The organism is Hyunsoonleella aquatilis (assembly GCF_014270105.1).
Lineage (GTDB): Bacteria > Bacteroidota > Bacteroidia > Flavobacteriales > Flavobacteriaceae > Jejuia > Jejuia aquatilis.
In genome coordinates, this window is record NZ_JACNMF010000006.1 from 108,187 (window position 1) to 123,480 (window position 15,294).

General features: G+C 38.2%; 13 protein-coding genes. 7 read left to right on the top strand and 6 right to left on the bottom strand.

The features are described from left to right. Nucleotide 1: 1 nt before the first annotated feature. The 6 genes from H7U19_RS15795 to H7U19_RS15815 all read left to right on the top strand — a co-directional run bounded on the left by H7U19_RS15795 (nt 2) and on the right by H7U19_RS15815 (nt 7,304). The gene (locus H7U19_RS15795; protein ID WP_186563842.1) at nt 2–1,627 is read left to right on the top strand and encodes a trehalose synthase; all 1,626 of its coding nucleotides are present in this window, start codon (nt 2–4) and stop codon (nt 1,625–1,627) included. A gap of 6 nt (nt 1,628–1,633) precedes the next feature. Then, nucleotides 1,634–3,544, top strand: a complete 1,911-nt coding sequence (glgB, locus tag H7U19_RS15800) for a 1,4-alpha-glucan branching protein GlgB (protein ID WP_186563843.1) — start codon at nt 1,634–1,636, stop codon at nt 3,542–3,544. Between the two features lie 33 nt (nt 3,545–3,577). After that, nucleotides 3,578–3,712 (top strand): hypothetical protein, encoded by a 135-nt coding sequence (locus H7U19_RS17010; RefSeq protein WP_281386212.1) that lies wholly within the window; start codon nt 3,578–3,580, stop codon nt 3,710–3,712. Nucleotides 3,713–3,866: 154 nt separating this feature from the next. Beyond that, nucleotides 3,867–6,269, top strand: coding sequence for a glycoside hydrolase family 31 protein (locus H7U19_RS15805; RefSeq protein ID WP_186563844.1), 2,403 nt, complete (start codon nt 3,867–3,869; stop codon nt 6,267–6,269). Between the two features lie 134 nt (nt 6,270–6,403). Then, entirely contained in the window at nt 6,404–6,553 is a 150-nt protein-coding gene (locus H7U19_RS15810; RefSeq protein WP_186563845.1) for a hypothetical protein, read from the top strand. Between the two features lie 337 nt (nt 6,554–6,890). After that, the gene (locus H7U19_RS15815) at nt 6,891–7,304 is read left to right on the top strand and encodes a lipocalin-like domain-containing protein (protein ID WP_186563846.1); all 414 of its coding nucleotides are present in this window, start codon (nt 6,891–6,893) and stop codon (nt 7,302–7,304) included. Between the two features lie 387 nt (nt 7,305–7,691). Here the strand turns inward: H7U19_RS15815 and H7U19_RS15820 are convergent, their stop codons facing one another. From H7U19_RS15820 to H7U19_RS15840, 5 genes are all read right to left on the bottom strand, one after another. Next, nucleotides 7,692–8,663 (bottom strand): DUF4837 family protein, encoded by a 972-nt coding sequence (locus tag H7U19_RS15820; RefSeq protein WP_186563847.1) that lies wholly within the window; start codon nt 8,661–8,663, stop codon nt 7,692–7,694. Between the two features lie 22 nt (nt 8,664–8,685). Continuing rightward, nucleotides 8,686–10,245, bottom strand: a complete 1,560-nt coding sequence (locus H7U19_RS15825) for a LysM peptidoglycan-binding domain-containing protein (RefSeq protein WP_186563848.1) — start codon at nt 10,243–10,245, stop codon at nt 8,686–8,688. Nucleotides 10,246–10,387: 142 nt separating this feature from the next. After that, nucleotides 10,388–10,933: an MOSC domain-containing protein gene (locus tag H7U19_RS15830; protein WP_186563849.1), complete on the bottom strand. Its 546-nt coding sequence runs from the start codon at nt 10,931–10,933 to the stop codon at nt 10,388–10,390. 68 nt (nt 10,934–11,001) lie between these two features. Next, nucleotides 11,002–12,189 carry a phosphoglycerate kinase gene (locus H7U19_RS15835; protein WP_186563850.1) on the bottom strand — a complete coding sequence of 396 codons (1,188 nt, stop codon included), beginning with the start codon at nt 12,187–12,189 and terminating at the stop codon, nt 11,002–11,004. Between the two features lie 105 nt (nt 12,190–12,294). Further along, complete coding sequence (locus H7U19_RS15840; RefSeq protein ID WP_186563851.1) at nt 12,295–13,368, bottom strand: DUF2652 domain-containing protein; 1,074 nt, start codon at nt 13,366–13,368, stop codon at nt 12,295–12,297. Nucleotides 13,369–13,464: 96 nt separating this feature from the next. Between H7U19_RS15840 and H7U19_RS15845 the strand changes: the two genes are divergently transcribed. Further along, entirely contained in the window at nt 13,465–14,619 is a 1,155-nt protein-coding gene (locus tag H7U19_RS15845; RefSeq protein ID WP_186563852.1) for a DNA polymerase III subunit, read from the top strand. On the opposite strand, the gene H7U19_RS15850 is transcribed toward H7U19_RS15845, so the two are convergent. Beyond that, nucleotides 14,616–15,287 carry a hypothetical protein gene (locus tag H7U19_RS15850; RefSeq protein ID WP_186563853.1) on the bottom strand — a complete coding sequence of 224 codons (672 nt, stop codon included), beginning with the start codon at nt 15,285–15,287 and terminating at the stop codon, nt 14,616–14,618. The two genes, H7U19_RS15845 and H7U19_RS15850, sit on opposite strands and share 4 nt — an antisense overlap. Nucleotides 15,288–15,294 lie beyond the last annotated feature (7 nt).

The window sequence follows — 15,294 nt, forward strand, 5'->3', positions numbered from 1 at the left end:
TATGCTTGAAACCTCTTCGAAAGCAAAACTAAAACCTCCTTTGGTTTTTGATGTGGTCTGGGAACAACTTCTGGACGACACAAATTTCATATCGGTGTTTTTATCAGATGTTTTAGAAGGGTATATCCAACAACAACGCTGGTACGGGGGCAAGGCCAGTATGCTTAAATACATCGAACTTTCTGAATATTTTAGGATTCAGCAGAACGAAGAAGTCTATTATGGGTTAATTCTAGAGGTGAATTTTGTTGAAGCCTTTTACCAGCACTACTTCCTGCCAATTGCTTTTGTAACGGACGATTCCTTTGCTGAAAAAGACAGGATACTGCCTATTTCTATCGGCGGTAAGGATGGGCATATCATTGATGCCATTAATCTTGAAGCCTTTAGAAAATTGGTTTTTGAACGCATTATGACTGCCGAACCAATCGACCGTACCAAAGTACAGTACCATAAAAGTGCACGTTTTCAGGATACAGCCTATAAAACCTCACGGTTTATGGGCCTAGAGCAAAGCAACACCTCAATTATCTATAATGATACCTGTGTGTTAAAGTTCTTCAGAAGGATTTATGCTGATAAGAATCCTGATTACGAAATGAGCCGATACCTTTCGGAAAAAAGGGAGTTTAAAAACACGCCACCTTATTTGGGAAGCATCAATATTTTAGATTCCGAGAAAGAACTAATTACCATTGGACTCATGCAGGAAATGATTCCTAATGAAGGGGATGCATGGGATTACATGTTAAAAGAATTCAAAAGAATTTTTAAGGCGTTCGATGATAAAGGTATTAATGCCTCGGCCATTCCTAAAACAAAGCCGTTTTTGAAGCTAGGGATAGAAGATCTCCCTGCAGTATTGATAGATTGGGTAGGCTTGGATGTTTTAAAAAAGGTGCAAACCTTGGCCAAGCGTACTGCCGAAATGCACATCGCACTCGGCTCAGAGTTTGAAGAAACTGCTTTTACGCCAACGCATTATAACGGAGATTATGAAGTTTGGCTGAAAAATCGCCTGTTGTATCAATTTCAAAACCGATTGAATACTGTTGAAAATAACCTGGATAAACTTGAAGGTTTAGCTAGAGACATGGCACGAGAGTTTCTTGACAAGAAGAACCTTATTAGAAAACGTTTTGTGAATTTTGATTGGACACAATTGAAAGGTCAGCGCATTCGTATTCATGGAGATTACCACCTTGGTCAAATTTTAGTTAAAGACAATGATTTTTACATTTTAGATTTTGAAGGTGAACCCGAAAGCACAATCAGGGACAGAAAGGTAAAACAACCCCCGTTAAAGGACGTAGCAGGCCTATTCCGAAGTTTTCATTATGCTATTTATACCACTATTTTCAACCACTTAAATAACCAAAAGAACAACGAAGCAATTTTTTCCGCTGGCGAAACCTTGTACGACTATATAATTGGATTATTTTTGGGCACCTACATTACAGATATAAGAGATGCTAACTTAAATATAGGCTACAGTCAGGAACGTATTTTTTTATTGAAATATGCCTTGCTGGAAAAGGCCGTTTACGAATTGGGTTATGAACTTAATTCGCGCCCGCAGTGGGCAATTATTCCCCTTAAGGGAATTTCTAATATTATAAATAACTAACAAACCATGGCACACGTTAAACCGTACAGTTTATTTACAGAATTTGATATTAACCTGTTTAAGGCCGGGAAGCATTTTAGGCTCTATGAAAAATTTGGTTCCCACCTCGTTACCGTTGACGGTATTGATGGCGTTTATTTTGCGGTTTGGGCACCAAGCGCAAAACAAGTATCTGTAATTGGCGATTTTAATTATTGGATGGAAGGCGAGCACCAATTGAACGTTCGCTGGGACTCCAGTGGTATCTGGGAAGGTTTTATTCCTCTTATTGGAAAAGGAGCTACTTATAAATATAAAATCCAAAGTCATAACAATGACATTAAAACGGAAAAAGCAGACCCTTACGCTAGACGATATGAGCACCCTCCCAGAACTGCATCGATAGTATGGGATGATGATTATAAGTGGAAGGACAAAAACTGGATGAAAACCCGTAAAAAGAATAATGCAATTGATGCGCCCTATTCTGTTTACGAGGTGCATTTGGGTTCTTGGAAAAGAAACATTGAAGAAGATCGTTTTATGTCCTATTTCGAGCTTGCAGATGATTTGGTAAAATATGTTCAGGACATGAATTTTACCCATGTAGAATTAATGCCAATTATGGAATATCCTTATGACCCTTCATGGGGATACCAATTAACAGGATATTTTGCTCCAACCTCGCGTTTTGGTTATCCGGAAGAATTCAAATATTTGGTGGACAAATTACATCAGGCTGGTATTGGAATTATTTTGGATTGGGTGCCATCACATTTCCCTGAAGACGCGCATGGGCTAGGTTTCTTCGATGGATCTCATTTATACGAACATCCGGATAAACGCAAAGGCTACCATCAAGATTGGAAGAGTTTAATTTTTAATTACGAGCGTAATGAAGTGCGTTCTTTCCTTATTAGTAATGCTATTTTCTGGCTGGATCAGTACCATGCCGACGGTTTAAGAGTTGATGCCGTTGCATCGATGTTGTTTTTGGATTACTCCAGAGAAGATGGCGAATGGGAACCCAATATTTACGGCGGACGCGAAAATCTTGCAGTGATCGACTTCCTAAAGCAATTGAATGAAGAAGTATATGCCTCTTTCCCCGATGTACAGACAATTGCGGAAGAATCCACAGCTTTCCCAATGGTTTCTAAACCCACATTTTTAGGAGGACTTGGATTTGGCATGAAATGGATGATGGGATGGATGCACGACACTTTGGAATATTTCGCAAAAGATCCAGTGTACAGAAAGTACCATCATAATGAAATCACTTTCAGTTTGGCCTATGCATTCACCGAGAATTTTATGTTGCCATTATCGCACGATGAGGTGGTGTATGGCAAAAACTCTATTTTAGGCAGAATGCCAGGCGACGAGTGGCAACGTTTTGCCAACCTAAGATTGCTTTATGGCTACATGTTCACGCACCCCGGCACCAAATTATTGTTCATGGGAGGCGAATTCGGTCAATACAACGAATGGGATTTCCAAGAAAGTTTAGATTGGAACCTGTTGGATTTCAAACCGCATCAAGATGTTCAAAATTATTTTAAGAACTTGAACAAGCTATACAAATCCACACCAGCGCTCTATGAAAAAGGATTTAGCCATGAAGGGTTTGAATGGATCAGTTATGACGACTATGAGAACTGTGTGATTTCATATATCCGAAAAGGCTATAAAGAAGAGGAAAACGTGGTTGTGGTTTGTAATTTAACCCCAGCAGTTAGGAAAAACTACAAGATTGGGGTGCCTTCCAAAGGAAAGCTGAAGGAAGTTTTTAACAGTGATGCCAAAGAATTTGGTGGTAGCGGTATTTCAAATTCAAGGCAAATCACTATTAAAAAAGATGCCTGGAATGGAAAGGACTATTCTGCTGAAATTACCTTGCCACCTCTGGCGATAACCGTGTTTGAGTTTAAGTCGTAAAACAAGTAAAAAATAAGCTCAAAAATTTCCCAAATGAACATAATTAGGGGGATTTTTGAGTTTTCATTTGGAATTGTATCCTTCGGTAGTCTTAACTCGTTTAATGCCAAACCTTTTGACAAATATTTGGGCGTTTTGTCGTTTTTGGCTTCCGCTCAAAGTTATTGAATTCCCGTTGTTTCGTCCTTTCTTTAAAAATCATTAATTATACCCCCTTTAAATTGTATTTTATCCAACTAATTAACTGTTTTTTTGATAAAAAGAAACAATACAAGCATTTAAAATTTAGTACTTTCGTGGATTAATATTAATACCATTTTACATGATATTAAATACAGAATTAGAATATAAAGGGAACTTATTTCCTTCTAAAATAGTTAAGTACGAAAAGAATCTTAACGTGCTCTCATTCACCGCTGAAAACGGTGTTGTGCTTCAGGTGACAGTCCGCAGGGACAGTATCCTTCGCTTTAGATTTACCACCACGGGGATTTTTGAAAATGACTTTTCTTACGCCATTACCAAATACGCCAGTAGAGGTTACAACCACCTTGAAGTTACCGAAGATGAGGATTATTATGTCATCACCACTGCAAAATTAATTTGCAATATCTCAAAAACTGACCTAAGAGCTTCCATCTACGATGCAAAAGATAAAACTTTAATCTGTGAAGATGAGCTTGGTTTCCACTGGGAAGAAAGCTACGAATTTGGTGGGGATGTTGTAAAAATGTCTAAAACGGCTCAACCGGGGGAAAGCTATTACGGATTAGGTGATAAACCAGTAGATAATAACCTGAAAGGTAAGCGTTTTGAAAACTGGGTGACGGATTCTTATGCCTATGGCAGGGAAACCGACCCGATTTATAAAGCGATTCCTTTTTATACTGGGCTTCATCACAAAAAAGCCTACGGTATTTTCTTTGATAACACCTTCCGTTCGTTTTTTGATTTCTGTAACGAGCGCAGAAATATTACGAGTTTTTGGGCGCATGGTGGTGAGATGAACTATTATTTCATTTACGGACCAGATATGTCCGAAGTCGTTGCGAACTACACCGATTTAACCGGCAAACCTCATGAAATGCCCGCACTTTGGGCGCTGGGGTACCATCAATGTAAATGGAGTTACTATCCAGAATCCAACGTAAAGGAAATCACCGCAAAGTTTAGGGAATTGGAAATTCCATGTGATGCAATCTATTTGGACATCGATTACATGGAGGGCTTTAGGTGTTTTACCTGGAGTAAAGAATATTTCCCCGACCCAAAACGCATGGTTAAGGAATTGGCCGATGATGGCTTCAAGACCATTGTTATCATAGATCCTGGTATCAAAATAGATATGGATTATTCGGTATTTAAGGAAGGCCTTGAAAACGACTACTTCTGTAAGCGAGCTGATGGTCCTTACATGAAAGGTAAAGTGTGGCCTGGGGAATGTTACTTCCCAGATTTTACAAGACCGGAAGTTAGGGAGTGGTGGTCTGACTTGTTCAAGGAATTGATTGAAGATATCGGGGTAAAAGGTGTTTGGAACGATATGAACGAGCCAGCAGTTATGGATGTTCCCGGAAAAACCTTCCCAAATGATGTTCGACATGATTACGACGGCAACCCTTGTAGCCACAGAAAGGCGCACAACGTTTATGGGATGCAAATGGCACGCGCTACTTATCAGGGCTTAAAGAAGTTTTCATATCCAAAACGTCCGTTTGTAATTACTCGTGCCGCCTATTCTGGTACACAACGTTATACCTCAAGTTGGACCGGTGATAACATTGCCACCTGGGACCACTTGAATATTGCAAACCTTCAGGCACAGCGTATGTGTATGTCAGGATTCTCGTTTGTGGGGTCCGATATTGGTGGATTTGCAGAGCAACCTAACGGCGAATTGTATGCCCGTTGGATCCAATTGGGTATTTTCCACCCATTCTGTAGAACGCACTCCTCTGGTGACCATGGAGACCAAGAACCTTGGGCATTCGGTGATACCATTACGGATGTAGTTCGAAAGTTTATCGAGATTAGATATCAATTATTACCTTACTTATATACCGCGTTTTGGAGGTATGTGGAAGAAGGTATTCCAATCTTAAAATCTTTGGTGCTTTACGATCAAGACGACCCGCAAACACATTACAGAAATGATGAGTTTATCTTTGGTGAAAAGATTTTGGCCTGCCCTATCAATGCACCAAACCAAAAGGGAAGGCGTATGTATATCCCAAGAGGTAATTGGTACAATTTCTGGAATGACGAGATTGTTGAAGGTGGTTCTGAGCAATGGGTAGATGCCGATTTGGACAGTATGCCAATTTTCGTAAAAGAAGGTTCTATCATCCCTAAATACCCAATTCAGCAATATGTTGGTGAAAAGGTGATTGACGAACTGTTATTGGACGTATATTACAAATTAGGCAAGGAAACTTCAGAAGTGTATGAGGATGCTACCGATGGCTATGATTACATCAAAGGCCGATACAGCCACAGAAGCTTTAAATTACTTGGAAAGAAGAAAGAATTGATTATACAGCAACACAAAACTGGTAAGTTTGTAACCACTTATAAGACCTTCAAATTAAACTTACATGGGTTACCATTTAAGATCAAAAAGGTACAGGTAGACAACGTGGATATCCTATTAAAAGATTTGAAAATCAACGGCGATAACACCTTGACCTTAACCAAGGAATTTACGGAGTTACATATCGTAGGATAGTATTAATTTACGCTTTATATACAGACCCCGCTTTACAAAAAGTGGGGTTTTTTATTACCTTTCATTAGCAAAATGTATTTAAAAACACACTTGTTCTTTCATTAATTGTGCTGACAGGCTTTGCTCAACATAAAATGGAAACAACCAAACATATGAAATTTAAGGGCGTTCCGATTGATGGCACACTAAAAGAATATGTCCTAAAAACGAAAGCCGTCGGATTTACTCATATTGGAACAGAGGCAGGGATTGCAATGTTGAAAGACGATTATCCCTTTTCCTAGTGAAGATGTAACCCCGCCGGTTACGAAAATGCACTTAGTATTGGTTGTCATGTTACACTTATAAGCGCAGGCAAATTTTCAAAATTAAATTAGTTATTAGGGAATTGTTTTTTGACTATTTAGAAGGAGGTTGTTAACAATGAAAAATGGTAAAATTGTTTATGTTTTGGATTGAGTTTGTAGAAAATTTCGATTAAAATCTATTCATATCAAGCCTAAAATATTGAAATTACCTGCTTTCATCTATAGCTGAACAACTTAATAGTATGACTAATTCAAGGATCATCTTAAATAATAATTATCTTTATATTCATGAATCTATGATTATATTATCAAAATGAAGAGATTACTTTTATCTTTAACAATAATAGCATTAACATCATGTAGAAGTGATGATGATTCTGCGGTTCAAACAGATGATTCTTTTATAATAGGGTCATGGACACTCTCCAAAAGCCTATTAGATGGGAATGAACGCAATATAGATGATTGTATCAAACGAAGTAATTTCATATTTAAATCAGATGGAAATTATACAGAATCAATATATTTTACTGAGAGAGATGGACCTTGTGAATTAGATATTGAAAAATTAGGTATATGGGAAAACTTAGGCAAGAAAACTGTTAGACTAAAATACACCCCAAATCCTGCAGGAGGAACGCCATATGAAGAAGATATAATTATAAATGGTAATACTTTTTCAATATATTACGACACCCCGTATATTTCTATTTATAAAAAAAATTGAGTATACTAACCTAACAACTCTTAAATTATTTACTTCACGAAAACACTATAATTTAAGCTTAATAAAATTAACTGCAGGTGGAGATAGAATGCATGCAGTTAAAATGGGTAATTGTAAATACCTTACAACTTACGAAACAGACAGCGGTGGTATACCAATTATCAATTGACCATGAAAGCATAATCCGCTGTTTTATATGATTTCTTATTACGCAAAATCAATTCTCAAATTATTAGAGAAAAAGCTAAAGATGACTTATAAAGCTGAAACGGAAAACGGAGTTGAATTTGTAAATTGCCTCGATAAAATTTATTAATAGAAGCTAAATTTCTTAAGTTACCTAAAATTCAATGCCTTATTTCCTGTCATAATCCATGGGCGAAACCCTTAATCAATCCTTATCGTCTTAATAATAGACTCCAACTCAAAAATATAATTGCGCTTTTCAACGGAGGGTGCAAAGGCAAAACCTTCTGCTATCAGCCAACGGGTGTTGGCCTTATCCTCAATAGCGTAATTGATATACGGGCCACTCATAAAGGCGTTTTTTACTTCCCATAGCCCTTTGGTTTCCAATGTGGGCTTGCCATCCAATATTATCTCACTTTGAAAGGGCGTATAAGCGTACTCTGTAATCATATAACTGCCCTCGGTAGGTCCCTCGATATGTGCCTTCCCTATGGAATCCCTGATTTTTACAATCTGGTTGATGATGCTATCGTTTCGCTGTATGGCATGGTAAGGCAACTCATAAAGCATCAGATTTAAGGTCCCAGTACGTACATCCTTTCTAATCCAGAAAAAGGTATCATCGTCCTTTGCGATACGGTAGGCAGTTTGGAACTCAATATTGACACCCAATTTATCCTTAATTACCTTGGTATTGTAAAGTGATTTTCGCGTCAGCTTTTGCTTGTATTTCAATTCAATCCCTTTAAAGGTCTCAATGATCTTAGAGGCGTTCTCCTTTAAAAGTCCAATGACTTCCTGCTTGTTCCCCGATACTACAATCACCTTTTGGGGTTTAGCGTAAACGTTATCTGCAAATGCTATTCCCGCAGGTTTGCCCAATTCTATCTTTAAAACAGTTCTTGTACGAGTGATAAAATCTGAAAATACCTGTGGTGGAATCTGATTGATAATAAAGGTAGGTTCATCCTGTGGCAATCCATAAATAGGCGTAGCCAAAACGTCACGAATAGCCTCGCCAACGCTTCCTTTCCAATTGTCATTGCCAATCACCACTGAAACATCATTAAGTTTTCCTTCTGAATCAAAAAGGATTTTATCTGAAGTTTTGCTGTCCTTACATGACAACAGCGCTAGCGCCAACACTAAAACACTTAAAAGTTTTTTCATTTTTTTGTCTGTTTTCTTGAATTTACCCCTTGGAAATTTTGAGTTTCATTCCCGGTTTTAATGAACTACCACTAATACCGTTCCAATCTTTAATATTTTGTACAGAAACTCCGGAAAATTTTTGTGAGATGCTCCAAAGTGAATCCCCACTTTTTACTGTGTAGATGATAACATCTCCCGTTAGGGGCTTTGGTTTGGGTTTTGTACTTGTACTTTTAGCCACTGCAACATAGGGCTTTCTCGGATAAATTGTTAACCGTTGACCGATACTAAGATTATTGCTACGCAGGCCGTTCCAGCGTTTAATATCACTAACGCGAACCCCATACATTCTTGAAATTTTACCCAAATAATCTCCCGACCTTACCCGATATCGAATTCTGTCATTGGCATTAAAAAACTGTGGCAAAGGTTTCTCGCGTTTATCCAATTCTTCTTTTGCGAAAGCATAAATTTTATCTTCATTATTGACAAAAGTGCCCAGCACATCGGTTGGCAATCGCAAGCTGTAATTCTCTCCCTTTATCACGGGAATAATGTCCAGTTTATAGGAAGGGTTTAAAAACTGCAACTGCTCAATTGGGGTCCCTGTAACCTCGGATACTTGGTCTAAAGTAATCATCTGTTTTACCAAAATGGTATCTGTTTCAAAATAGGTTTTTTCCGGTTTGTAGCGTTTAAAACCGTGCTCCTCGGCATACTCAAAAATGTACATATTGGCCAAAAATGCAGGCAAATAACCAGCTGTTTCGCGAGGTAAATTATGGCGAATGTTCCAATAATTTTGATAACCACCAGAACGCCTAATAGCTTTGGTGACGTTACCTGGTCCGGAATTATAGGCCGCCAAAGCCAAATCCCAATCGCCAAAAATCTCATAGAGCTTTGCCAAATATTTTGCAGCCGCTTTGGTAGATTTGATGGGGTCGCTACGCTCGTCCACATAACTGCTAACGTCCAAGCCGTAAATCTTGCCCGTACTGAACATAAATTGCCAGAGGCCGGTAGCACCCACTCTGGACTTTGCCCTGGGTTTTAATGCAGATTCAACAATGGCCAAATACTTTATTTCCAAAGGAATATTATGATTATCCAATTCCTGTTCAAACAATGGGAAATAAAATGCACTCAACGTCATCAACTTTTGAAGATGCTTTCGCCTGTGTTTTAAATAGGATTTGATAACGTTTTCCAAAGACGGATTATAGGCCACGTTGAAAGGCGTTCTGGCATCCAATTCTTCAAGTCGCTTTTTTAGTGTGTCTGTTGGCAATTCAGGATATTCAACCTCTTCAAACGTCATTTCAGTCACGGACTTGTAAATGGTATCAAACAGAGAGTTACTATACAATTCCTCCTGCCATTTTTTGTCAATTTCGGCAGAAAAAGAGTCATCAGATAAATTCTTTATGGAAAGGCTATCGGTTTCAGCAATGGCTTCAATGGGCTTTACAACCTCAACCTTGGCATCGACCAATGTATCCTTTGGTATTTCTGATTGAACGCTAACAGAATCTTGTGTCTGGGCATGACAAATACCGCAGTATAAAAGTATATTGAGTAAAAAAAAACGAAAAGCCATAGTATCTATTCTCCTTTTAGCGAACGATAATATGGCTAAAATCGTGTTTTTTGGCTGAAATACAAAAAGTAGCCCTTGATAGTTTTTAGGCTGCGATTCTTTTGTTTTACTATTTAGACCTTGATGGAAGCGCCTCTCTCCGTTACACTCTTTCCAATTTAATATGTGGTTCTTCGGGTAATTTAACTGTTATTTCATCCCCTGTTTTTACCTCACCTCCTTCTAAAACTACCCCCATTATTCCAGCCTTCCTTATCAGGTTTCCCTTATCGTCTCTATCCAATACGGCTTTCATCAGTCCTTGTTTAAGTGAATCTAGTTGTTTACATGGATTTCTCAATCCAGTCACTAGGATTTTAGCTTCATCCCCAATACTTAATACCGAATCTATAGGTAGCCTAAGTAGTTCTATTCCCTTTGTCGTAATGTTTTCGCCGATTTCTCCCTCTTTTATATCAAATCCCTTTTCTTTCAACTCGTCAAAAAGCTCAGAGTGAATCAAATGAACTTGTCTTAAATTAGGCTGATTTGGGTCTTTTGATACTCTAGAACGATGTTTAACCTTAGTTCCTGAGTGAGCGTCGCCATCTACTCCTAATCCTTTGAGTAAGTATATTTTTTCACAAGTATATTTACTAAAAGTATGGGTGCTACTTTTGCTCACCGAAGTCACAATTGGTTTAATCATCTTATTTAGGTTTGGTTAGCAAAGCACTTCATCAAAAAATGCTTATGTGTGCTTTGCAATACATTCGCTTAACTCAAAATTGCAGCAATTCCCGGCAAGGTTTTACCTTCCAAGCTTTCAAGCATGGCACCACCTCCGGTGCTCACATAACTCACTTTATCCTGGAAGCCAAACTGTTTTACGGCGGCTACGGAATCCCCTCCTCCAACAAGCGAAAAGGCACCATTTTCGGTAGATTCGGCTATGGAATTTCCAAGTTCAATTGTGCCTTTGGCGAATTTTTCCATTTCAAAAACACCTAATGGGCCATTCCAAAGAATGGTTTTTGATGCCATCACCACATTATGAAATTGTTCCACGGATTTTGGTCCAGCATCCACACCTTCCCAACCATCGGGAATGGCATTGATGTTTACGATTTGTGTATTGGCATCATTACTGAATGCATCTGCCGCAACCGTGTCCAAAGGAATATGGACTTGTACGTTTTTGGCTTTGGCTTGCTTTAAAATATCTAGAGCTAAATCCATTTTGTCATCCTCGCAAATAGAATTTCCGATGCTTCCCCCTTGCGCCTTTACAAACGTAAATGCCATGCCGCCACCGATAATCAAGTGGTCTACCTTATCTAAAATGTTTTCTATAATCGTGATTTTTGAAGACACCTTTGCGCCACCGAGAATTGCCAAAACGGGTTTTTCACCAGTTTCCATTACTTTTTTGATACTATCAATTTCTTGAGCCAATAAGTTTCCGAAGCATTTTTTACCTTCAAAAAACTGTGCTACAATTGTTGTTGAGGCATGGGCTCTATGCGCAGTACCAAAGGCGTCGTTTACGTAAATATCACCTAGCTTTGACAATTTTTCGGCAAAACCTACATCGCCAGCGGTTTCTTCTTTATAATAGCGAAGGTTTTGCAATAACAAAATCTCTCCAGGTTGTAAATTGGCGGCCGCCGCTTCCACATCTTCACCAATGCAATCTTCAACAAATTTTACGCCCACGCCCAAAACATCCTCAACTTTGGAAACAATATGCTTCAACGAAAACTCATCCTGAAATCCTTTTGGACGCCCTAAATGCGACATCAAAATACAACTGCCACCATCCTCTAAAATTTTAATGATAGTTGGTTTTGCTGAAACTATTCTTGTAGCATCTGTTACCTCAAAATTCTCGTTTAATGGTACATTAAAATCTACACGTATTAGGGCTTTTTTATTTTCAAAATTGAAATCGTTTAGCGTCTTCATTTTTATGGTTTTAAATGGATTTAGCCACAAATGTAGGCAATTCAACAGGGATAAAAAATGACTTTTTTCACGAAAACGTTTGAAGTAGAAAAGAATTTTAAAAATCTAAGGGTCAACGGTTTCATTAGGCGAAAAACCTGAGTCAATCAGCAACATCAAGTCCTTGATGCTTTCCGAAATATTTGCATTAAGTTTTGATTTGAGAAGCGGTTTCATAATTATCCCAAAGGGCTTGAAATCGACAAAAGCTTCAATGTTCAATTTTGTTTTGCCGTCTTCCATTTCTTCCAGTACAAAATAACTATTGAAACGTTTTGTGAAGGGCACATCGCTGGTAGTTTCACCATACACCAATTGGTTTTGCTCAACTTTTTTTGAAATGGTAGTTACCTCAACATCATCATTCTTATTGAACAGGCATTTATGCTTTTCGCTTACTCTGTTCACCTTGTTCTTTTCGTACTCCAACTTATCAATGCCTTTATTCCAAAGCAATCTGTAGTCAAAATTGCTGATGACTTCATACAGGTCGTTGATAGGTAAATTAATGATTTCGGTTTCATCAAATAACTTGTGCTTTGGAACATCATCTGGAATAGGATGAACCTCTGGAAGCTTTGCCCTTAAGGGTTTTAGAGGATTGTACGAAAATGAAATGTCTCCAAAATCATAAGTTGTTGTAATGGCTTTTTCTTGTGTTTTGTCAATTTCCTTAACGCTTTCTGTAAAAAGTGCGTACTCGTCAACAGGCACTTCGTTTTTTAACAGACGATGCACTTGAATCACGTTACTTCCGTATGGCTTTTTAGAGTTTTTTACTTTGATGAATTCAATTTCGCCATAATGCACCACAAACTTCAGTTTCAAATTATAGGCCGAAGAACAGGCCCCACACTGGCAAATACGCTGATATTCATACCGCTTTAAATGGGTATGAAACGCTACATACATTTTCTCAATTTGGTCATCGAGGGATGACAGCTCAGATCCATCCGACATTTTATAAAAGAACAGAGCATCGCCTTCAATTTCAGCCAATTCCAAACCCATTGTATTATTGTCGATTAACAGTTCCAATAACTCCGAAATAATATGCCGACTATGATTTATGGATGTGTGATGTACAAACTCCGTAAAGCCGGAAATATCAGGAATAAAAAGAATGGCGTTTTGACTCATGCCTTGAGGTTTCGGTTGGTTTTGAGGATAAAAATAAGACGATTTTAATTGAATTTGTTACAATAAAAAGTTAAAACCAATACCTATATTTGCTTAATGCTGTTTTCAGAAGTTTTAGGGCAAGAGCACATCAAATCGCATTTAACGCTGAGTGCGGATAATGGCCGTGTGCCACATGCGCAAATGTTTGTTGGGCCAGAAGGCAGTGGTACTTTGCCGATGGCCATAGCTTATGCGCAATATATTTTATGCCGGAACATTAATGGTGAAAATACTTCTGGAAACGACGCTTGTAATATCAAGTTTAAAAACTTTTCGCATCCTGATTTGCATTTTGCCTTTCCCGTTACTACAAGTGACAAGGTAAAAAGTAAACCCGTTTCCAATTTTTATCTTGAAGAATGGCGCCAATTGCTGAACGAGCAACCGTATGGCAACTTGTTTGATTGGTACAAGTTACTTGGTGTGGACAACAAACAAGGGCAGATCGGCGTGGACGAAGCACATGAGATCGTAAAATCTCTCACGCTAAAATCTTATGAAGGCGGCTATAAAGTAATGTTGATTTGGATGGCCGAAAAAATGAACATTGCTTGTGCCAATAAATTGTTGAAACTGATTGAAGAACCGCCAAACAAAACTGTTTTTTTGTTGATTACCGAAGATGAAGAACAGATTATCAATACCATTCGGTCGCGTTGCCAAATCTTGCACTTTCCCCCTTTGGCTGAAGAGGTTATTAAGGATGCTATTATCAAAAATTATAATCTGGAAGCCTCAATTGCCACAAAAATTGCACATCAGGCCAACGGGAATTATAACAAAGCCTGCGATTTGGTGTACCATGATTCTGAAGACACCCAATTTGAAACCTGGTTTATCTTTTGGATAAGAAGTGCTTTTAAGGCTAAAGGCAATAAGGCTGCTATCCATGATTTAATTTCTTGGAGCGAGGATATAGCAAAAACCGGCAGGGAAACGCAGAAACAGTTCCTTAATTTTTGCTTAGATTTTTTCCGTCAGGCTTTATTGATGAACTATAATGCAACCGATTTGGTTTATTTTGAGCCAAAGACCGAGAAATTTCAATTGGAAAAATTTGCACCTTTTGTTCACGGTAACAATATTATGGATATTAGCAACGAACTACAAGACGCTATTTACCATATTGAGCGCAACGGCAATTCAAAAATTATACTTACGGATTTATCGATTAAATTGACTCGGTTGTTGCACAAGAAGATGGATTAAAAATTATCCTTGACCTTCTTTTTTCTGCCCATATTGAAAATTCCAATTTTAAGTCCAGCACCAACAGAGAAGCCATTTAAGTTTCCCCGGTCGTAAGGTGACAAATTGAAATTACTCGTAAATCGGTATCGAATACCCGTTTCAAACTGTGTAAATCTGGAGAAATTATAAAGGATATTAATCCCCGGTTCTACCACAAAAAACTCATCAAAATCCTCATCCCGTAAGTCGTCATACTCGTCAGTAAAACTGTTTCCAAAATAGCCTACTGCTCCACCTCCTACTAACACGGGAAACGAAACACTTATAAAGCGTTTTCCATAGAGAATTGGTTCCAAATGGATACCGGCATAACCGCCAATCAAGGCAATTTTATCACCATTAAAAAGATCTGGCCGATTGTTGTCCCTTTCATTAAAAAAAGCCGTCACCCCAAACCCCACATCCAGTTTTTGGTTGGCCACATAGGCCAACTTAAAATTGCCCATAAAGGCATCCTTATTTCCCGGCACGTCAAATCGTGCGTAATGGAAATTAAAGCCAAAATACACGCCATGTACTACATTTTTCCTGTCGTCAAATTGGACATAATCTGCAGATTTCTCTTTTTGGGCATAAATACTGTTCCAAGTGATTAAAACGGATAGTATTATAATTATTCTGTTCATTTTTTGA